14 protein-coding genes and 1 tRNA gene are annotated in these 22086 nt (G+C 51.1%); 6 read left to right on the top strand and 9 right to left on the bottom strand.

Going from position 1 to position 22086, the window contains the following annotated elements:
• Nucleotides 1-11: 11 nt before the first annotated feature.
• The 6 genes from ACREYP_RS02175 to ACREYP_RS02150 form a co-directional block, all read right to left on the bottom strand.
• A complete protein-coding gene (locus tag ACREYP_RS02175; RefSeq protein WP_498881072.1) occupies nt 12-1235 on the bottom strand; it encodes a ParB N-terminal domain-containing protein in 1224 nt (407 codons plus the stop codon).
• On the bottom strand, nt 1228-1752 hold the full coding sequence (locus ACREYP_RS02170; RefSeq protein WP_498881071.1) for a hypothetical protein: 525 nt from the start codon (nt 1750-1752) through the stop codon (nt 1228-1230). Before ACREYP_RS02170 ends, ACREYP_RS02175 begins: the two co-directional genes overlap by 8 nt.
• Nucleotides 1753-1812: 60 nt before the next feature.
• Nucleotides 1813-6906: a DNA phosphorothioation-dependent restriction protein DptH gene (gene dptH / locus ACREYP_RS02165; RefSeq protein ID WP_498881070.1), complete on the bottom strand. Its 5094-nt coding sequence runs from the start codon at nt 6904-6906 to the stop codon at nt 1813-1815.
• A complete protein-coding gene (dptG, locus tag ACREYP_RS02160; RefSeq protein WP_498881069.1) occupies nt 6887-8212 on the bottom strand; it encodes a DNA phosphorothioation-dependent restriction protein DptG in 1326 nt (441 codons plus the stop codon). The genes dptH and dptG overlap by 20 nt, the downstream gene beginning before the upstream one ends.
• Nucleotides 8213-8216: 4 nt before the next feature.
• Complete coding sequence (gene dptF, locus ACREYP_RS02155) at nt 8217-9866, bottom strand: DNA phosphorothioation-dependent restriction protein DptF (protein ID WP_498881068.1); 1650 nt, start codon at nt 9864-9866, stop codon at nt 8217-8219.
• A gap of 333 nt (nt 9867-10199) precedes the next feature.
• Nucleotides 10200-10284: transfer RNA gene (locus tag ACREYP_RS02150), tRNA-Leu, on the bottom strand.
• Between the two features lie 206 nt (nt 10285-10490).
• Between ACREYP_RS02150 and ACREYP_RS02145 the strand changes: the two genes are divergently transcribed.
• A complete protein-coding gene (locus tag ACREYP_RS02145; RefSeq protein ID WP_498881067.1) occupies nt 10491-11543 on the top strand; it encodes a Gfo/Idh/MocA family protein in 1053 nt (350 codons plus the stop codon).
• An 80-nt stretch (nt 11544-11623) separates the two neighbouring features.
• The gene (gene ahr / locus ACREYP_RS02140) at nt 11624-12643 is read left to right on the top strand and encodes an NAD(P)-dependent alcohol dehydrogenase (protein WP_498881066.1); all 1020 of its coding nucleotides are present in this window, start codon (nt 11624-11626) and stop codon (nt 12641-12643) included.
• 32 nt (nt 12644-12675) lie between these two features.
• On the opposite strand, the gene ACREYP_RS02135 is transcribed toward ahr, so the two are convergent.
• The gene (locus ACREYP_RS02135) at nt 12676-14316 is read right to left on the bottom strand and encodes a dihydroxyacetone kinase family protein (RefSeq protein ID WP_498881065.1); all 1641 of its coding nucleotides are present in this window, start codon (nt 14314-14316) and stop codon (nt 12676-12678) included.
• A gap of 136 nt (nt 14317-14452) precedes the next feature.
• On the opposite strand from ACREYP_RS02135, the gene ACREYP_RS02130 reads away from it, so the two are divergent.
• Together ACREYP_RS02130 and ACREYP_RS02125 are read left to right on the top strand one after the other, a co-directional pair.
• Nucleotides 14453-15955 (top strand): helicase HerA-like C-terminal domain-containing protein, encoded by a 1503-nt coding sequence (locus tag ACREYP_RS02130; RefSeq protein ID WP_008460801.1) that lies wholly within the window; start codon nt 14453-14455, stop codon nt 15953-15955.
• Nucleotides 15956-16184: 229 nt separating this feature from the next.
• Nucleotides 16185-17414 carry an amino acid permease gene (locus ACREYP_RS02125; protein WP_336818831.1) on the top strand — a complete coding sequence of 410 codons (1230 nt, stop codon included), beginning with the start codon at nt 16185-16187 and terminating at the stop codon, nt 17412-17414.
• A gap of 125 nt (nt 17415-17539) precedes the next feature.
• Here the strand turns inward: ACREYP_RS02125 and lptG are convergent, their stop codons facing one another.
• Nucleotides 17540-18619 (bottom strand): LPS export ABC transporter permease LptG, encoded by a 1080-nt coding sequence (lptG, locus tag ACREYP_RS02120; protein ID WP_008460797.1) that lies wholly within the window; start codon nt 18617-18619, stop codon nt 17540-17542.
• A complete protein-coding gene (gene lptF, locus ACREYP_RS02115) occupies nt 18620-19720 on the bottom strand; it encodes an LPS export ABC transporter permease LptF (RefSeq protein WP_008460795.1) in 1101 nt (366 codons plus the stop codon).
• 274 nt (nt 19721-19994) lie between these two features.
• On the opposite strand from lptF, the gene pepA reads away from it, so the two are divergent.
• The gene (gene pepA / locus ACREYP_RS02110; protein ID WP_008460793.1) at nt 19995-21506 is read left to right on the top strand and encodes a leucyl aminopeptidase; all 1512 of its coding nucleotides are present in this window, start codon (nt 19995-19997) and stop codon (nt 21504-21506) included.
• Between the two features lie 117 nt (nt 21507-21623).
• Nucleotides 21624-22082, top strand: coding sequence for a DNA polymerase III subunit chi (locus ACREYP_RS02105; RefSeq protein WP_039287963.1), 459 nt, complete (start codon nt 21624-21626; stop codon nt 22080-22082).
• Nucleotides 22083-22086 lie beyond the last annotated feature (4 nt).

The following is a 22086-nucleotide window of genomic DNA, read 5'->3' as shown; positions in this document are numbered from 1 at the left end:
TGCGTAATTTTTTAGATATCCGCTAATAGTCTTTCGTACTCTGAATAATCCGCATCATTTTTTATATTCAAATCACTCAGCATTTTTATTCCTGAAGCAACAATAAGAGTGTTTTTAATTCTAACCCTTAATTTTGACTGAACACCAAAAAATGGATCGTCAAAATTAACAAGCGATGATTTTTCAAACAATTCGTTAATATCAAAGTGTAAATAGCCATCATCTTCGCAGATTATTTTAAGAAAATCAAAGCATGCCTGTATACCTAGTGTTTTTTTGAATACATTATATTTCCATAGATTATTTACAATAGCTTCAAGAAAATTTAAAATGATATCAAATAATGTTTTATCTTTATTGTCAATATATAACTTTCTCAAAGGGGCTTTATATGGCATACTCATCAGCATATTTCTATCACGACCTTCAGAAACTTTTTTAGTTTGCAATATATCTCTGTCGGTTTTTGGATTACTTGTAATTAATGATAAAATCCCATCAATTATTGATGCCATTGATATAGTTGAATTTGAACCTCCATTCACGACGCCTAGTTTTATCTTTCCTCTAAGTGGTGATTTTTCATCTTCTGATAAAACGCGAGTGAAATAAACTGCAAGAGTTTCTGGTGACCAAGATGATGGCTCACCTTGTTCCATATCAAATTGGAATAGATTATAAGCTAGATTTTTATCCACTCGTCTTTGATTAATGTTTATATTGGTGAAGATTCTACCATGATAAGCTAATGGGAGATCTAAATATACTGAACATAACAACTCCATATCTTTGCAGTTTGAATTAGTAAATCCAAAGACTCGATGTTGACCATCAATAATAGAAGCTAATTTCTCTCCTGTTGGAATCGTAAGATAATAAAAACCATTATCTTTTTGCTCTATATCCCAGCGTACAGCTTCATCTGTAACTAAAGTTCCATTACTAGAGTAATTAACACCCAATATAATTGAGTTTGGGAAACTAGCATCTACTGTTTCAGTATATCTCTTTATTTCCTCAAGCCGAGACCTAGTTGTAACCCTTTGGTTACCAACTAATTTATTGATAAATGTACCAACGTGAGAGATAGATTGGTCTTCATAACCATCTAATATCTCAGCTCGAATTGTATAGCATACTTCTAGCAAAACTTCAGCAGGAATCGATACAACATAAAAATCCCCTAACGGTTGTTCTACTTTAATTGCTGGCAACTTCATTGGGAATTTATTCATTTCTTTCACCATCTTTAATATTAGATAGGGCAGCCTCTTGATATCCAGTAGGATCAGGTTCGGCTCGAGAGGTATCATTATCAAACTTATCGTCATTTACATTAGCACATATAAATATAAGCAATGTAATAAGGGTACCAATATTCAATAAATATGAACTTCCTGTCTTTGTTGTTAAGTACCCAACAACACAACAAATAAGAGCAAGAACACCAAATATCATCCCTAAGCCTAAAAAATCCTTTGTAGATTTTTGGTTATTTAAGATCACATCCACACATAAGGTTCCAAGTATAGCAAACGAATAAGTAAAAACATTTACACTCTCAAAAAATGATGCATTTTCATCCCCAGATATTATTGCTGACAAGTAAGGAAGCCATAATCCAACACCACCGACAAAAAGTATTCCTGCAAGAAAAAAAGCAATGAAAGAGATACTATTAAATGTGTTAACAATCCGTCCCCATAACTCTTTGAGGACACTCCCCCATGGACTATGCCTCACCTTCCCCATGACTGGACTCCCTTACCGAAAGAAATAGAGGATTTAGCACTATATGCCGGGCGAAACATCTTATTTTTCATGATTTAACTCCCAGAATGCCTTATCACGCATCTTCTTAACCTGCTTATCTCCATCAACATACAGGCTAAAATGCTTCTCAAGCTGCCGAATCTGCCCCATCAAAGATTCCTGCTCTCCTTTATCATCAACGTTAAATACCGCCTTGATATCCGCGTTCCTAATTTCAGAAACACGATGGATCACCCAAGTCAAAATATAAGAGGCATAATTATTTTCCCCGGTCTTAAAGTGAGTGATCTCCTGCGTTGACAGGATCGCACCAACGCCATACTCACGGCCTTCTTTAAGGATCTTACGGAGGCTGGAAAAATCCTGACGCATAAAGTTATCGGCTTCGTCCACCAGAATCATTTTTGTGAGCTGACGATAATCCCCCCGCACCACCGGTTTACCGCGCTTTTGCATCTGAGCGTAAAACAGATCCAACGTAAGTGCGACTACCAGGTTTTGCACTTCTGGCGGGTAACCAGCCAGTTCGATCACGGTGACGCCGTCAATCAATTCGTACAGGCTGGTCATCTTCTCCGGGATAGTCTCGAATATCTTGTAACGCGCCAGTTTAGAAAGTGCTGCGTAAAGCGAATCTTCTTCAACCTTCTCCTGATCGAGGAAGCGCTGCCATACATCCTCAATTGTCGGCGCAGTCCTTGACCATGTTGTCGGATCTTCCGCCGAAATACCTGCCGCTTCGTAGCATTCTAAAATCAGATTTTCTAATTTGAGCTGCTGTTTATGGCCCAGCCCATAGGCTTTCGCCATCGTTTCCGATAGTCCACCAGCGGTGTGGATTGGTAACATTGGCGTGTCGCCAAAAAGAGATAAGGGGTTGTAAGGCAGCTTAAATAACTTGTACTTTTTGGCCCCCGTAGCATCAATAAAAGCCTCGTCCACATAGTCTGATTTGTAGTCGAAGATCAGCAAACCAATAGGTTTACCTTCAACGTTACAGGACTGATTACGCATCAACTGTGTGACCAGCGATTTAGTAAACTGGGTTTTACCGGTGCCCATCGTTCCAATAATGCCCGTATTGGTATTCATGAACTTGGCGGTGTTGGTTGGCTCCCAATGTAACGGGCTCTGACGCACAGCATCATGACCAAACAGGACCTGTAATGGAGTATCGCTAATATCAGGTGTCGCCACCGGTACAGCAGGCTGTAACGACTCCGACTCAGGTTTCGAAATGGACTGTGCAGCAGTCGGTGTTGTGACTTCTACCACGACTTCGGGTTGTGACGGACTGGCATAACACTCAGGCTCAAGCCGGTATTTTTCCGGCACCCGGTAACGTTCCGCCAACGGTGGTTCATCCCCCTGCGCCGCAATCAACGCAGGCAGCAGTGAATAAGGGATTTCTATCTGTAAAATATTCTCCGCTGTCTCTTTATAAGAGAGATCGAAGCAGGTTGCACTGTCCACATGAGCCACGACGAAGCCGTCCACATAGTCGGCCAACTCACCTAACTGATAGTCGCCCGTTAACCACCATTCACGTCGACCCAGCAAGGGAGCCAGTTTGTTGCTGTCCAGCACACCGTACAGACGCAGTTTCTCCACCTGCATCAGCACCTGACGAATAAAGAGCGCCCGGTACAATTGTGATGCCAGCGTTTGTGGTTCCAGAATGTCCTGCTGTAAGTAGCGTTTCAACTCACGAGCCTGTTGGCCTGCATAGCTGTAGTCCGGTCGCGCCCCGGTTTTAACTTCCAGAGGCAATAGATAGAGGCGGTTTTCTTTGAAACCAACAAAGAGCACATCATCAGAGATCGCACCGTTACGATAACCCTGTAAATTTCTCGATAAATCACTCTCTTTCATTTTCAGCCCGACATTGCCGGACACGCGGATCATTTCGGCCACCGATAACGGAATCCAGCATATATCGGACTGATGCAGCATGGATTGCACAAATTTGTACGCACCAATAATGCCATGTTTCTCTTTACGCTCCCTTTCACTGGAGCGCAGCATTTTCAGCAGCCATTCACCGTTAAAGGCATTAAATTCAGCCAGTAGATGCTGACTATCAACAGCAGGTTGCCCTGACTGGCTTCCGGTCTGGAGCAACCGCAGGAACAAATCAACCTGCTTCGTGACGGTGACGGCATCGTAGCCTGCGCAACTGGTGTACTGGTCAGAATAGTGGATAAGCACCACATCTTTCTGACTGGTGAAAAAGTCGAGGGTGACTTTAGGATCAATGATGGTGGTCCAGAGCGCGCTATTGTAAGAGTAATTGAGCAGCTGTTTAAAATTGCCACTCACTGCCAGGCCGATCCCTTGTCCATGATACTGGCTGTTGCTTTGACGTGCGGGTTGCCACAGGCAGCCGATTAGTCGGGCAAGACGTAGGGCGCAGTAGGACTCAGTAACCACATCACGCAGTCCAAACGCGGTAAAGTAAGCATCCCCCTGCGTTTCGGCCCCCTCCCCAGCGATCAACCCATGACACAATACCCCGCTGGACGCATCTTCAATGCGGATCTGGCGGCAATCCACAGGTGCTGTATTGGTGAAAAATGCCAGATGTGCATAGGCCAACTTGTCGCTTTCTGACGGCAGGACAAACTTGCTGAACGTTAACCGGCTACGCAGCAAATCAATCAGCATATCGGCTTCCGCCCGCCATACGCCGCTGTTCAGATCGAGATCGTTTTTAAGCTGCTCATAGCTACCACTTTCAGCAAAGTGATCGAACATATTTGGTAGCAAACGTTCATCGTAGCAGTTCACATGAACCGAAATAGCGTGCTCTTTTTCTTCCTTAAAATATTCTACTAATCCCAGAAACAATTCTTTTGCATTCCCTTGATTAATAGCATTGATAATCAACGCACTGTTTTCAGCGCTCTGGAACAACCGGGCGTAAGCGTCTGTGAACTCATTGAGTTTGTCTTTTACCAGACGCTTAATGTAGTCATGACTAACCTGTCGCTGAGGAACCACATCAATCCAGAAGCGGTTTTCCTCCACCGGCTGTAGTTGCGCGTATTCATGCTCACTGTGGTAAACAAACGGCATTAACCCGGAAACCATCAAGCGATCAAGAGTGATCGGCGGTAGTGTGGCAAATGAAGCCGAATCGTGCTGTTCCAACTCCGCAACGATAGTTTCTGCCAGTTGTAGATGGTAGGCCAGCACTAATGGGTGCAGTGGTGAGAGACGCTCATGGCTATCATTGCGGCAGATCCCCAGATGCAGAAGACGTTTCTCGTGCGCTGTCAGCGCTCTGCTCTGGCCGATTTGCTGGAGTGACTGCTCAAACGTAGTAACAATGTAGCTGACCAGTGTGCGATATTCTGCTGACCACGACACCAGGCTCGGTAGTGTGTTACGACGATGATAGTAGGCAAATAACTGCTCATAGGCGTTATGGAGATCGGGGTAGCTGGCAAGAAGTTCATCCAGCGCAAACTCACTATCGTCACTTCCCGTACCCAGCAGACGTTGCTCAATTAATGAGGCTTCCAGTATCAACAACTGCTGGCGTACACCTACAACCTTGTGTTCAGTATTATCGAGTATGATGCGCCCTTTTAGTCGGTTCCAGGTTGCATTACCCTCTTCTTTGAACAACTTATTGAAACGACTTTGGTCAAAAAGCAACGGCAACGCTAGCCCTTCTTCTGCTCCCGGCCCCTCGATGTTAAACGACAGACGGGAATCACCGGAAACGAGCGCAAACTGAACCAGGTCACTTTGATTTGCCAGCGTCTCAAAATTCACCTGAGCATAATGCAGGCAGTCGATGTCTTCGCTCTCGTCATCCAAAGTACAGATCAAGTTGCCAGACTCGGCAATACGCAGCGTGTTATCTTCCAGTTGCAGGGTTATTTGATCTTTACCTGGCTCAACACGGTAGCAGTGCTGAATATCGTTTAGCCAGAATTGCCCCTGTTCGACCAATAACAGGCGAAATTTATACTCTTCGGCTGAATTATTACGGTTGGTCAGTTCGAGACTAAAGAAGCAGGGATGCCCATCAAAAGGCACCGACGCCATAATGCGGGAAGTCTTGCCGCCCGCCCGGCTGGTACGCCAGAAAGGTGCATTCTTTAACTGACGATTATGGGCAATCCTTACCTGGTTATCCTGAAGATCATTACCCTGAAAACTGAACTCCAGCTCAGCCTTTGATTGCCCTGGCTGCACCTGCACCAGCAGGCTGATGTCACGTTTGCCTGCCTTACTGGCGCTTTTCGCCCGTCGCCAAACCTCGCCGTTTACGACTGAGACGTTCTCCAGCACCAGTTTTTGTTCACTATTCTGTTCTTTCTCTTTCCTATAGTCGGAGAAATCGAGCTCACGCCAGTCATCTTTATCATAAAAATGCTCCTGAATGAATTTTGAACTAAACTCAGGCAGCACATTCTCCAGCTGCCCACTGTAGCGTTCAACACTATCTTCTATCTGGCGATATAATTTCCGGTTTTCATTCAGTCGTGTGCGTAGCTGTTTCTGGCTATAGTTCAGTAGTTCATCATCTTTAAACAGATGAAGCTCGGAGAAATCCAGATTGCCATCATCCAGCAAGCGATACAGCGACGAGAAACCAAATACGGTCGCGCCTTCATCCAGTACCGTCGCCAGTTGATCCTCCAGCAAACAACGGGACAATTCCGAACAGTTACTATCAGTGGTAATAAGCTTTTCCAGTTGATGACTGAAAGTTTGTGGGTACCAAATAGCATCCGGTGCCGCTACGTCTTTGGTGCTGTTAATCAGGGTATCGAGCATACTGTTGTGAATAATCAACAGCGCTGTTTGGGCAAAAATGCCGCTGCGACCTGCAACTTCATCACGCAAATGAGAAATGTAGTTTTCTGTGAATGCTGGAGCCTCGGCTCCGTGCAGTACAGGAATAAGCTGAACACCATTGCAGGGGAGGCAATCAATATATTGCCCTGGCGCAATTTCCAACTGATTGCCGTCCGCCAGAGAGACGAATGCTTCCCAGAGTTTTAGGGCATTATCGGGATCGGGAGATTTGAACTGGTAGCGCTCACCGGGCTGAATGATGCCACCTACCCATTCAATAAAGGTTTCTGCCAGATAGGTTTCATACTGTTTTACGGACATACACGGCGTCTCCACTATCACTCATTCGCTCTACATTTCCCATGCGTTCATAAAACGCCACCAGCGTTTGCGCCGACTGGTTGTCCAGATAAAAACCGCGCTGTTCAAAACCACGCAGCAGTTCATGCAGGCGGAGTTTGTCATTTTTGCCCACAGTGAGATTGGTCAGTAACAGAAGACGATCCTGATTCAGTACCAGCACTTTCCCTGCCCGACCACGGACCTGAATGAAATCAGTGCAAATCTGGTTTTCCAGCTCGTTAATGTAGTTCTTATTTATATCCGCACGGTTAGTTTTTTTATCCTGGAATTGCTCGATGGCAACGGATAATAGCTGTTTGAAAGCACTTTCCAGATTTGTAGCGCGTTCACGAGCTGGAAGATCTCGTTCTTCCTTACTAATAAATTTTTGTATGTAATCATTAAGCTCATCTAACACTTGATTTGGGGTGCCAGAATAACTCAAACAATCCTGATATACCTGCCAGAGAGGGCGTTTTTTCGCCCCTTTTACCTGCAACACCTCCAACGCGGAAAGTATCGGGAACAGTTTTTCTCTCTGGCTGGCGAATAACCTATAGCCATAACGTTTCACCTTTTCCCGTTCGGAGCTGGCTTTTTCGCTATCAAGAATAAAAAACAGTGATTTGCTTTGTGGTTCGCCATCCTGCCAGTTGTCCAGATTGAGCGCTAGTTGAGCGCACCAACTAAAAGCGTACAAACGGAGGGTGTTGGTCAATTCCTGTAAAAGGTACTGTGGATGTTCTGCCAGAAATGCCAGATCAGACTGAAAACACGTTACCATATACGGAAGATACGGTTGCTCTTCGGCAAACGGTCCTTTCCCCAACAGCTTTATTTTTTCATTGAGCTTATTCAGCATTTGCTGCTCGATGAAGTTCAGTCTGTCCTGTATGGGATAACTAAGGCTGAAATCTCCCATCAAATTGGCAAACAGCGTGCCAAGTCGTTTATCTGCCGTTGAGCCCGCACTTATTTTTTCACCATTAAACTGGGCGTGGAACAGTAAAAAAAGTGGGGAGACACGGAAAATATCCTGACTGGAAAAATACATCCGTTCCAGCACGGACCAGAATGCAGGCTCATCAAGCAGCTCCTGCAGATGTATTTTACAATCTTCACGGAATTGTTCGGGAACGTAAGCTTCGATTTTGCGTTTCAGGGCGTAGCTAAGGACCAGACCGGTGACGAATTGCCAGCTAATATCGTTATTTTTATTGCGCACAGGCAGGTAACTATCCAGTTGATTGTTACCCACTTTTAACTCGTTTGCGATAGGGTACATTCTGCTAGCCCTCCATACCGCTAATAGTGATCATATCGTCATCCGCCTTTGCACGATAAACCCGTTGTCTGCCATCATAAAATTTAATTTCGCTGCAGGATTTAGCCTGCTCCGCGATCAACTCAACAATTTCATCCAGTAACACGATGGCATTTTTATCGTATTTATTCGGACGATAGCCATTATTCAACTTGTCCAACAATTCGAACAAATTAAGCCCGATATGGATATGCGGCAGTGGATTTCGCCCCACCTTTAAATAGACATCGAAGCCAGTTGGGTGAGCCGTATGTTTATTACGAATAGCATCCCAATCAGGCTTCACCTCTACCGGTGCGGTTATTTTTACCCCACCAAACTCCCCCAAAAAGAACTCTTCTTTTTGCATACTTAATTCAGGAGCTTTGCGGTTAGCATAGCGCTGGATACCCGCGATAAGCTCAAAAGCATAGAAGCGATTCAGTGATCTTTTTTGCTCCGGAGCTGCTGTGTAATTTCTATGCAAGTGCCAGATTTCTGAGTAACGTTCAAACAACGATTCGTTAAAGAACACGGAAAATCTCCGATGATAATCATTACCCAACGATTCGTGCTGTAATAGCCAGAAAAGCCGGATCAAGGAGGTTGCGTCACCGGGCTTAACGCTCTGGCGATCAAACTTAATGTGCAACGGCCCAAGTGCGGCTAAAAAACCATCGAGATCAGCGTCAACCAGCCCCAGTTCATAGCGCAAAACAAACTGATCAAGTTCATAGGTGTGCAATCTGGCAGGATCAAAATCGGAAACTTTTTTAATCAGATCATTTTCTGCACCGATGAAGAGGTTATCAAATAAGTAGCCAGGCCCCATCAGCAGATGATGCAAAAAATCTAGCAGCGCTCGGGTTGTAACAAACTGGTCTTTAATCAACCGCGCTTTAAAGAGCTGCGTAATTAATACATTCTGCACGCCAGGCATGCAAAGCAATTTAAAGTTTGCGACCTCTTTTAGATCTGGATTAATTGACTCATCGCGCCGAAAGATAAACTGAAATAAATTATTATCATCGTCACGAGTTAAGTTATCTAATAAGGTTTTAATAAATGATGAATAGTTTTTATTTTCGTTAAACTGGAATTTAGGATAGTGTTCAAAATCAAAAAAAGAACAATTCTCGTTACGGTAAGGACGGCTTGCATCCTGCTGCCCTGATAAAAATGAGTCAATTGCAGACCGGATCACCTTATGGCATTCAGCGCCTTCTCGGGCAAAGTTAGCAAGCATTCCGGTGTTGATGCCAATGAGCAATGGAGACGACTGCTGATGATGATTAGCAAATAACTCATTCAAAGCATCAATGGCTGATTGTCGAGGGGCAAAGCTATGAGTGGCATCCAGATGGAAAATAAATCGCCGCTGATAACGCGGATCGGACTGACAGCGGGTTAAAATTTCGGACTTTCCGTCCCCGCTACTACCGCACAAAAAAATGATTTCACCGAGTTTAGCAACATCCAGATAGCGTTGTAATTCGGTTTCAATCTCTTGTTTAACAAAAAGTTGTTCCTTTAACTGATCGAAATCATCCTTTTGTCGATCTGTCACCGTAGTAACTGAAAACGAAGATGACTTCGCAAGTACACCTAACGCTTTACGTAATGTGATCGCGCACATAACTTCATGTTCTCTAAAGTAAGAATTCGCCTATTTTATACGAGCTAATTAATGATCTCCATAGAACTTTTACTTAATTCATTACAGAAAACCACTAATCCCTTGAACATTAAAAGTGATATTCATAATTTCCATTACTGCGGAAATTATTATGTAATTACTAGTACCAACTACTAAATTAAGTAGTTGACTTTCTGAAGTCACATATAAGCATTATTTATTGAACACATTAGTTAAGAATAATTATTTCCAGTGTAATAATAAAACAAGGATAATTTCTAATTCTCAGACACAAAAAAAGCCACCCGTAGGTAGCTTTCATTTGCATATCGATGGTGCCGAAGGCCGGACTCGAACCGGCACGTATTTCTACGGTTGATTTTGAATCAACTGCGTCTACCGATTTCGCCACTTCGGCACTGAAGGGGTATGCGGAAACGTTGTGGATTATACCTGTCGCTGGCGGCCTTGCAAGCGGCGCTGTGCGTAAGTGGCGTTAAGTGCTGAATTTTTCAGCGACCTGCCGTTTTCCTCATTTCCCCATCCATGAACAACTCTACGGTTTACATTCCCGCTCGTTTGCGATGTGATTTGCTTTCAGCATGGCCACACAATGGAGCCCCCATGTCCAATCCCACTCCCCCCATGCGAGTCGCCATCATCGGGCCGGGGCAGATCGCCGAGAACGTGCACGCGGCTTACTATGCGACTAATCCTTCTCTGGCTTTGGTGGCTGCCTGCGGGCGCGATCTGGCGCGTACTCAGGCATTTGCGGATAAGTTAAATATCCCCGCGGCGTATGACGATGTCGGGCAGATGCTACGTGAGGCGAAGCCGGAGATCGTCAGCGTTTGCTCGCCCAATATTCTGCACTATGAGTACGTGATGCAGGCTCTGGAGGCGGGTTGCCATGTGTTGTGCGAGAAGCCTCCGGCGATGACGGTGGAACAGGCCGACGAGATGCGGCGAGCGGCGAAAAAGGCCAACCGGGTACTGGCCTACAATTTCCATCATCGATTTGCGCTGGACAGCGCCCTGCTGCGCGAGCAGGTTCAGGCCGGGGCGCTGGGGGATGTCTATGTCACCACGGCCAAAGCGCTGCGCCGCAGCGGCGTGCCGTCGTGGGGGAATTTCATCAGCAAGGATTCGCAGGGCGGTGGCCCGCTGATCGATCTCGGCATTCACATGCTGGACGCCGCGCTTTATGTGCTCGGCTTCCCCAAAGTAACGCGGGTGATGGCCCACAGCTTCCGTAGGCTGGGCAACACGAAAAACAGCGGGCAATTTGGCGAGTGGGATCCGGCGCTTTATACGGTGGAAGACGCGCTGTTCGGCGTGGTGGAGTTCGAGGGCGGCGGAATTCTACGCCTGGACACCTCTTTTATTCTCAACGTGGAAGAAACCTCGCAAATGAACGTTGAGTTCTGCGGCGAACGCGCCGGTGCCACGCTGTTCCCGGCGCATATTTATCACGACCGCGACGGCAAGCTGGAAACGCTCCAGCATCGGGAGGCCGCCGACGATCGCCGCCATTTCCGCGCCATGGAAAACTTTGTCCGCCACGTTCAGGGCGAAGCAGCCATGGTGGCCGATGCCGAACAGGGTTATGTCGTGCAGCAGATCGTCGCCGCGCTCTACGCTTCGGCGGAACAGGGCGGCGGCTGGGTAAAGCTTTAACCCTCCTGGGCACATTCCACCAGGTCGCTCCTCCCCCCAATGTTCTACACTGGTTGCAGAGCCAATATGGAGGAAGAGCGATGTCTGTTATCAAAAGTTATGCCGCGCCGAAGGCCGGTGCGGAGCTGGCGCTTCAGGATTTCGACGCGGGCGATCTGCTGCCGGAAGATGTCGAGGTAAAAGTCGAGTACTGCGGTATCTGCCATTCGGATTTGTCGATGATCGACAACGAATGGGGGTTCTCGCAGTATCCGCTGGTCGCCGGGCATGAGGTGATTGGCCGCGTGCACGCGCTGGGGTCGGCGGCACAGAACAAAGGGCTAAAAGTTGGCCAACGCGTCGGCATCGGCTGGACGGCAAGAAGCTGTGGCCACTGCGATGCGTGTATCAGCGGCAGCCAGATAAACTGCCAGGAAGGCAGCGTGCCGACCATCGTAAACCACGGTGGCTTCGCCGACAAAATTCGCGCGGACTGGCAATGGGTAATCCCGCTGCCGGATTCTATTGATATCGAATCCGCCGGGCCGCTGCTGTGCGGCGGCATTACAGTGTTTAAACCGCTGCTGATGCACCACATCACCGCCACCAGCCGCGTGGGCGTGATCGGCATCGGTGGCCTCGGGCACATCGCTATCAAGCTGCTGCACGCCATGGGCTGCGAGGTGACGGCGTTCAGCTCTAACCCGTCCAAAAAAGAAGAAGTACTGGCGATGGGTGCAGATAAAGTGGTGAACAGCCGCGATCCGGCCGCGTTAACCGCGCTGGCAGGCCAGTTTGATCTGATCATCAACACCGTCAACGTCGACCTGGACTGGATGCCGTACTTCAAGGCGCTGGCGTACGGTGGCAACTTCCACACGGTTGGCGCAGTCATGAAGCCGTTCGAGGTGCCGGCCTTCACCCTGATTGCCGGGGACCGCAGCCTCTCCGGGTCGGCAACCGGCTCCCCGCACGAGCTACGTTCGCTGATGAAGCTGGCGGGCCGGGCGAAGGTGCAGCCGCAGATCGAGCTGTACCCGATGTCGAAAATCAACGAAGCCATCCAGCATGTGCGCGACGGCAAAGCCCGCTACCGCGTGGTGTTGAAAGCGGATTTCTGATGTAAAAAAGGCTCCCTCGGGAGCCTTTTTAGTCACTTAACCAGACCGGCAAATACCTCAGCCACGGCGACCGCCCCCGGATCTTTCACGCCATCGAGGTTGTCGCTGTTCACATAGGACGAACGCCCGGCGTTGGCTTTTTGCATCTTCGCCGTGTCGGCCGCGCCCTTCTCTGCTGCCTTCGCGGCGGCTTTCAGGTCTTTATCCCTCAGCGCTTCCAGCGCTGGCTGCAGGGCGTCGATTAACGTTCTGTCGCCCAGATCCGCCCCGCCGTAGCGCTTCATCTGCGCCAGGCCAAACAGCAGAGACTCCGCCAGCGGCTGCTTCTCACTGACTTTTTGCCCGGCGGCGGTGAAGAAGATCGACATCAGCACACCGCTGGAGCCGCCCATCACGGTTGCCAGTCGTTCGCCTACAAGGCCCAGCAGCGCGGCGGTATCGTTCAGCGGCAGCTTGCCTTTGTCGTTCAGGTTGGCGATGTCGCGCGCGCCTTCAGCAAAGGTGGAGCCGGTGTCACCGTCGCCCACTTTGGCGTCCAGAGCGTTAAGGTGGTTCTCCTGGGCGATCAGCGTTTGGGTCACGCTTGCTACCTGGGCTTTCACCTCGTCGTTAGCGGAAGGTTTTATCGCGTGGTCTTCGCGGATAACCGCCTGCTTCTGCTCCGGCATCGGGTGGTATTTCACCATCGGCTGCCAGCCTGCGGTTTCCACGTCAGATTCAAGCGCCTGAATAAAGTCCGGGCTCAGCTTGATGGCGGAGAGCGAGAAGCCTTTCATGTCCAGGGCGCTGACCAGCGGCGCGGGGCCGATCAGATATTTAATCTGAGAACCGAGATCCGAATGCATCAGCTCTTTGGTCAGGAGCGCCATTTCTAGCGAGGAAACGCCGCCGAGGTTGTTGATCAGCACCGCCAGGTCGCTCTCTTTGCCTGTCGCTTTGCGCAGTTGCTTCACCAGCGTGGCAATCACTTCTTTGCTGTTTTGGGTATCCACGGTGCTGGCACCCGGCTCTCCGTGAATGCCCAACCCAAGCTCGACGTGGCCGCCTTTAATGCGCCCTTCTGCATCATCGCTGCCCGGCAGGTTACAGGTTTGCATCGCCACGCCCATGCTGGCAATGCTGTCGCAGGCCTTTTGCGCGATGTCCCGCACGTCGCCGAGAGATTTGCCCTGCTCTGCGGCATAGCCCGCAATTTTGTGCACCAGCGCTGTGCCAGCGATGCCGCGCGGCTGTTTGTTATCCGGCAGCGAAATATCGTCGCCGACGATCACCATCTCGACCTTCAGCCCGTGCTTTTTTGCTTTCTCGGCGGCCAGGCCGAAGTTCAGCCTGTCGCCGGTGTAGTTTTTGACGATCAGCAGGCAGCCGCGATCCCCGGTGACGCCGACAATGGCGTTCAGCACCGCATCCACGCTCGGGGAGGCAAACAGGTCGCCGCACACCGCCGCGGTAAGCATACCTTTGCCGACGAAGCCCACATGTGCGGGTTCGTGGCCGGAGCCGCCGCCGGAAATGATCGCCACTTTGCTTTTGTCCCAGTCGCTGCGGGCCACCACTCGGATGGCCGGGTCGATATCCAGCCGCACAAGGTTGCGGTAGCGGGAACTGACAATGACGCCTTCGATGGCATCGTTAACCAACTGCTTGCGATCGTTATAAAAGAATCTGGACATAGCTTTCCCTGGTTGTGTAAGAGATCTGCCAAGCATAGACCTTCGCCGGGCCGAGGGGGTAAACATGGGAAGATCCTGATGCTCAATTCGTGCGGAAGGCTATGCTTTAGACAAATGTTGCCACAGGGAAACGCTCATGACTGAACCACTGCTGATTGCCAGAACCAAAGAGACTGAACTGCATATTTTGCCCAACATGGCGAACCGCCACGGGTTGATCACCGGCGCAACCGGGACGGGCAAAACCGTGACGCTGCAGAAGCTGGCTGAGTCCTTCTCAGAGATTGGCGTGCCGGTGTTTATGGCCGACGTGAAGGGAGATTTAACCGGCGTGGCCGAAGAAGGTGCCGAGTCTGAGAAGCTCCTCGCCAGGCTTGCCAATATCGGCGTGACGGACTGGTCGCCGCACGGCAATCCGGTGGTGCTGTGGGATATCTTCGGCGAGAAAGGGCATCCTGTTCGCGCCACCGTCTGCGATCTCGGGCCTTTGCTGCTGGCACGGCTGCTGAACCTGAATGATGTGCAAAGCGGCGTGCTGCAGATCATTTTCCGCATTTCGGACGACCAGGGCCTGCCGCTGCTGGACTTTAAAGACCTGCGCGCCCTGACTCAGTACATCGGTGATAACGCCAAAGCCTTCCAGACGCAGTACGGCAATATCAGCAGCGCTTCCGTCGGGGCCATTCAGCGCGGGCTGCTTTCTCTTGAGCAGCAGGGCGCGGAGTATTTCTTCGGCGAGCCGATGCTGGATATCAAAGACTGGATGCGTACCGACGCAAACGGCAAAGGGATCATCAATATTCTGTCGGCGGAAAAGCTCTACCAGATGCCGAAGCTGTACGCCGCCAGCCTGCTGTGGATGCTGTCCGAGCTTTATGAGCAGTTGCCGGAAGCGGGCGATCTCGACAAGCCGAAACTGGTGTTTTTCTTTGACGAAGCGCATTTGCTGTTTAACGACGCTCCGCAGGTTCTGCTGGATAAAATCGAGCAGGTGATCAGGCTGATCCGCTCCAAAGGCGTCGGCGTGTACTTCGTGACGCAAAACCCTGCCGATGTGCCCGACATTGTGCTTGGCCAGTTGGGTAACCGCGTCCAGCACGCCCTGCGTGCCTTTACGCCCAAAGATCAGAAGGCGGTAAAAGCGGCGGCGCAAACCATGCGAGCGAATCCGGCTTTCGATACTGAAAAGGCTATTCAGGAACTGGGCACCGGCGAGGCGCTAATCTCCTTCCTCGACGCCAAAGGCAGCCCGACTGTGGTCGAGCGCGCGATGGTGATCGCCCCTTGTTCGCGCATGGGGCCGGTGACGGACGACGAGCGTAACGGCCTGCTGAATCACTCCCCGCTGTACGGCAAATATGACGAAGTGATTGACCGGGAATCGGCCTACGAGATCCTTCAAAAAGGCGTGCAGGCCGCGGGAGAGCAGCAGGACGCGCCACCGGCCAAAGGTCAGGGCGTGGCGGTGGATGACGGAATTCTCGGCGGGTTGAAGGATATTCTGTTCGGCAGCACCGGGCCACGAGGCGGCAAGCGCGATGGCGTGGTGCAGACGATGGCAAAGAGTGCGGCCAGGCAGGTAACGAACCAGATTATTCGCGGCGTACTGGGCAGCATTATGGGGGGGCGTAAGCGGTAGGCTCTGCGATTTCCCCCTCACCCTGACCCTCTCCCTCAAGGGAGAGGGGATCTTTCTCTTTCTGCCCGTTCAATTGAGCCAGTGCTTCTTTCTTTCCCCCTCTCCCTTCCAGGGAAAGGGCCGGGGTGAGGGTAATAACCTCTGCAATAACAGCCACATGACTCACCAGGTCAGTTTTGTGCTAGATTACGCCGGTTTTTGGAAATCAGTCAGAAGAAAAGATTAAATAATGCGCAAATTCTGGACAAAAGAAGAAACTTTGTGGAGTTTCGCCTTATATGGTACTGCCGTTGGCGCAGGAACCCTTTTTCTCCCTATTCAGCTCGGCTCAGCCGGCGCCATCGTTCTGCTTCTTACGGCATTGATCGCCTACCCGCTGACCTACTGGCCGCACCGGGCGCTCTGCCAGTTTATCCTGTCGGCAAAAACTCCAGGCAGCGGCGGCATCACCAGCGCCGTGACCCACTACTACGGCAAAACAATCGGCAACCTGATCACCGGGCTCTACTTCGTCGCGTTTTTTGTGGTGATCCTGATTTATGCCGTCGCGATTACCAATTCGCTCATCGAGCAGTTAGCCAAACACGGGCCGATTACGACCACAATCAGAGTGCTGGTTAGCCTTGGCGTCGTTGCGGCGCTGAACCTGATCTTCCTGATGGGGCGGCAAGTCACCATCAAAGTGATGGGATTCCTGGTTTTCCCGCTGATTGCCTACTTCCTGTTTTTATCCCTCTATTTGACCAGCAGCTGGCAGACTTCCTTACTGACCGAGGGCTTAGTCCTCGACCGCCACGCGTTGGGTGAGATCTGGATGTCGATTCCGGTGATGGTCTTCGCCTTCAGCCACACGCCCATTATTTCTACTTTTGCCGTAGCGCAGCGCGAAAGCCACGGCGAAAGCGCGATGAATAACAGCAAGAAAATCATGCGCGTCGCCTATTTTGTGATTTGCTGCAGCGTGCTGTTCTTCGTGTTTAGCTGCTTCCTGTCTATTCCGGCTCAGGATATTACAGCGGCGAAGGCGCAAGGCCTGACCATCCTGTCGGCGCTGTCGATGGTGCCGGGTACGCCGGCCTGGCTGGGTATTTCAGGCTTTATCGTTGCGATAGTGGCGATGTCCAAGTCGTTCCTGGGCACCTATTTCGGGGTGATTGAAGGGGCGACGGCGATTGTTAAGTCCACGCTGGGCGCGGCAGGTATGAACCGAAGCCGGGCCTTCTGCCGGGCGCTGTCTATTACCCTGATTTCGCTGCTGACCTTCGTGGTGTGCTATATCAACCCGAATGCGCTGGCGATGATTTACGCCATCAGCGGGCCCCTTATCGCACTGATTCTGTTTATTATGCCAACCCTGTCGACATATCTCGTGCCCGCGCTTAAGCCTTGGCGTTCGCTGGCGAATCTGTTGACGCTGATTATCGGGATCTTGTGTGTGTCGGTGATGTTTATTCACTGATTTCCCTCACCCCGGCCCTCTCCCAAAGGGAGAGGGGGAAAGAAACACTAAAAGGCAAGAAACACAGAAGAGTATCAGTGAGATCCCCTCTCCCTTTTAGGGAGAGGGTTAGGGTGAGGGTAAACTTATCCCGCTCTTTTCGTCAGCATCCAGAGGCTGATCAGCAGGAAGGTCACGCTAGGCAGTAGCGCCCCCAGAATCGGCGGAATGTTGTACACCAGCGTTAGCGGGCCAAACACCTGATCCAACACGTAGAAAATAAAACCGAAGCTTATCCCCGTCACCACTCGTACGCCCATCGGCACGCTACGCAGCGGGCCAAAGATGAACGACAGCGCCATTAGCATCATTACCGCCACCGAGACCGGGGCGAAAATCTTGCTCCACATATTCAACTGGTAGCGTCGGGAGTCCTGGCCGCTGGTTTTCAGGTACTTGATGTAATCATAAAGCCCACTGATCGACAGCGAGTCAGGATCAAGCGCAACCACGCCAAGCTTGTCGGGCGTCAGGTTGGTTTTCCATTCCCCGCTCACGGTTTGCGACCCGGTAATCTGCTTTGGATCGGAAAGATTTGACTCGTCAACCTGCGACAGGCGCCAGACTTTATGCTCAGCGTCATACTTCGCCGCCGCGGCATTGCGAACCGAAAGCAGGCGGCGCTCACCGTTGAAGTGGTAAATCATGATGCCGGCAATTTCTGTCTCGCTGTTGACGTGATCGATATATACGAAGTCATGGCCGTCTTTCGCCCAAATGGAGTTGGTTGTGGACAGCAATGAGCCGCCAAGCAGCATTTGCGCACGGTAATTACGCGCCATTTGATCGCCCTGCGGGGCAACCCACTCGCCGATTGCCATTGTCAGCAGAACCAGCGGAATCGCGGTTTTCATTACCGAGGAAGCGATTTGCATACGCGTAAAGCCGGACGCCTGCATCACCACCAGCTCACTGCGCTGAGCCAGCATCCCCAGCCCCAGCAGCGCGCCTAATAACGCGGCCATCGGGAAGAAGATCTGAACATCTTTTGGCACGCTGAGCAGGGTGTACATCCCCGCACCCGCTGCGGAATAAGAACCCTGGCCCGTTTTTTTCAACTGGTCAACGAACTTAATGATTCCCGACAGCGACACCAGCATAAACAGCGTCATCATGATGGTGTTTAAGATGGTTTTACCGATGTAACGGTCAAGTACGCCAAACATTTAAGCCGCTCCTTTATAGCTAAAGCGGGCACGCACTTTGCGCATCGGTACCGTATCCCACAGGTTCAGGGCAACGGCCAGCGCCAGGTACGCCAGGTTGACCGCCCACATCCAAATCATCGGGTCCAGCTTTTCCTTTGACCCGCTGGAACGCAAAGAGCTTTGCAGCAGGAAGAAGACCAGATAGAGCAGCATGGCTGGAAGCATCGACAGCACCCGCCCCTGACGCGGGTTCACCACGCTCAGCGGGACTACCATCAGGGCCATAATCACCACCGACATGATGAGCGTCAGGCGCCAGTGCAGCTCGGCTCGCGCAGAAGGCTCCGGATTCTTCCACAATTCGGTCATGCTCATTTGGCTGATATCGGAGGGATCAAGCATCACCGCCTGATGGCCCACCACGGCCTGGTAGTCTTTAAAATCTGTAATACGGAAATCGCGCAGCGTTGAGGTTCCTTCAAAGCGCGTGCCCGTATTCAGCTTAACAATCTGCGTGCCGTCCGGGCGCTGGAAGATTTGGCCAGAGTCCGCGACCACCACGGAAGGACGTGTATTGCCCTTCGGACGCACCTGAACAAGGAAAACATCGTTGAATGTTTTGCCCTGCACGCTTTCGATAAACAGCACCGCGCTGCCGTTGGTCGCCACCTGGAACTGCCCTTGCGCCAGGGCAGCCACACCAGGGTTCGCTCTGGCTTCAGCCAGCACTTCGTCCTGGTGACGAGCGGACCACGGGTTCAGCCACATCACGTTTACGGTGGCCACAATTCCGGTGAAGAGTGCGAGAACCATCGCGGCTTTGACCAGTACTGCTTTACTCAGACCGCAGGCATGCATTACCGTGATTTCACTCTCGGTGTACAAGCGGCCGAGCGTCATCAGTAAGCCGAGGAAAAGGCTCAGGGGAAGGATTAGCTGCGCCATTTCAGGCACACCTAAACCCAGCAAAGATAAAACCAGATTTGTCGGGATTTCGCCGTCGGCCGCAGCACCGAGGATCCTAACCAGCTTCTGAGCAAAGAAAATCAGCAGCAGGATGAAAAGGATCGCCAGTTGGCTCTTAAGCGTCTCCCGAACCAGATACTTTATGATAATCACATTAAATACGCCTGTAGAAACGAGTCTTTTTGCAGGAAAATCGCTTGTTTCATCGCTTATACGTCATTTATTCTCTTTAATCGTCGAAAACATCGCTAAGATTAGATAGCCCGGCGAACTCGCATTACGGGACGATGTTCAGACACAATAGAAAACGTAAATCCATTCGTTAAGATTAACACGAAGTCATCGCAACAGCGGAGATGAGTTACGAAAGCTTGCAATTCTAGCCTGTAGCCCCCGCCGTTGTCTTTAAGATTCAGGAGCGTAGTGCATGGAGTTCAGTGTAAAAAGCGGTAGCCCCGAGAAACAGCGTAGTGCCTGCATCGTTGTGGGAGTCTTTGAACCGCGTCGCCTGTCCCCGATCGCAGAACAACTCGATAAAATCAGCGATGGCTACATCAGCGCGCTTCTGCGCCGTGGTGAGCTGGAAGGAAAACCAGGGCAAACCTTATTGCTTCACCACGTACCGAACGTGCTGTCTGAACGCATTCTGTTGATTGGCTGCGGCAAAGAGCGCGAGCTTGATGAGCGCCAGTACAAGCAGGTGATTCAGAAAACCATCAACACGCTCAACGACACCGGCTCAATGGAAGCCGTTTGCTTTCTGACCGAACTGCACGTCAAAGGCCGTAACACCTACTGGAAAGTACGCCAGGCGGTTGAGACAGCTAAAGAGACGCTGTACAGCTTCGATCAGCTGAAAACCAACAAAACCGAACCACGCCGTCCGCTGCGTAAAATGGTGTTCAACGTGCCAACTCGTCGTGAGTTGACCAGCGGTGAGCGCGCCATTCAGCACGGCCTGGCTATCGCGTCCGGCATCAAAGCCGCGAAAGATCTCGGCAACATGCCGCCAAACATCTGTAACGCCGCTTACCTGGCTTCTCAGGCTCGTCAACTGGCGGACTCGTTCAGCAAAAACGTGGTCACCCGCGTGATTGGCGAACAGCAGATGAAAGAGCTGGGCATGCACTCCTATCTCGCGGTAGGCGAAGGCTCGCAGAACGAATCACTGATGTCGGTGATTGAATATAAAGGCAATGCCTCCCCGGATGCTCGTCCGATTGTGCTGGTTGGCAAAGGCTTAACCTTTGACTCCGGCGGTATCTCCATCAAACCTGCCGAAGGCATGGATGAGATGAAGTACGACATGTGCGGCGCGGCTTCCGTTTACGGCGTGATGCGCATGGTGGCGGAGCTGAACCTGCCGGTGAACGTCATTGGCGTCCTTGCCGGTTGTGAAAATATGCCAGGCGGGCGCGCTTATCGCCCGGGTGATGTGCTGACGACGATGTCCGGCCAGACCGTTGAAGTGCTAAATACCGATGCCGAAGGCCGTCTGGTGCTGTGTGACGTGCTGACCTACGTCGAGCGCTTCGAGCCAGAAGTGGTTATCGACGTCGCAACGCTGACCGGCGCCTGCGTAATCGCCCTTGGCCATCACATCACCGGCCTGATGTCGAATCACAATCCGCTGGCGCACGAGCTGATAAGCGCGTCTGAGCAAGCCGGTGACCGCGCATGGCGTCTGCCGCTGGGTGACGAGTATCAGGAACAGCTGGAGTCCAACTTTGCCGATATGGCAAACATTGGCGGCCGTCCTGGTGGCGCGATTACGGCGGCGTGCTTCCTGTCTCGCTTTACCCGCAAGTACAACTGGGCTCACCTGGACATCGCCGGCACCGCATGGCGCTCCGGCAAGGCAAAAGGCGCAACTGGCCGCCCTGTCGCCCTGCTGTCCCAGTTCCTGTTGAACCGTTCCGGGTTTAACGGCGAAGAGTAAGCGTAAAGCTTTACCCTCACCCCGGACGGGCATAAAAAACGCCGTTTGGTTCCCTCGCCCCTCTGGGGAGAGGGTTAGGGTGAGGGGCAACAACATTCAACTTAACAAGCTGGTCTCATGAAAAACGCAACGTTTTACCTGCTGGATAACGACACTCATGCCGAAGGGCTAAGTGCCGTGGAACAGCTGGTGTGCGAGCTGGCTGCGGATGGATTCCGTGCAGGCAAGCGGGTACTGGTCGCCTGCGAAAACGAGCAGCAGGCGATTCGCCTCGACGAAGCGCTCTGGCAGCGAGATGCTCAGGCATTCGTCCCGCACAATCTGGCTGGTGAAGGCCCACGCTACGGCGCGCCGGTTGAGCTGGCATGGCCTCAGCGCCGCGGCAGCGCCCCCCGGGATTTGCTGATTAGCCTGCTGCCACAGTTCGCAGATTTTGCCACCGCTTTCCTGGAAGTGATAGACTTCGTACCTTACGAAGAATCCCAGAAACAACTGGCCCGCGAGCGCTACAAAGCGTACCGCGTTGCCGGTTTCCACTTGACTACGGCGACCTATACCCCGCCGGGAACGACATAGCAGA

The organism is Enterobacter sp. TMH.L2, assembly GCF_050847315.1.
In the GTDB taxonomy this organism is placed as follows: Bacteria; Pseudomonadota; Gammaproteobacteria; order Enterobacterales; family Enterobacteriaceae; genus Cedecea.
Note: the sequence above shows the minus strand (reverse complement) of the source record. Positions and strands in the feature narration are given on the sequence as shown.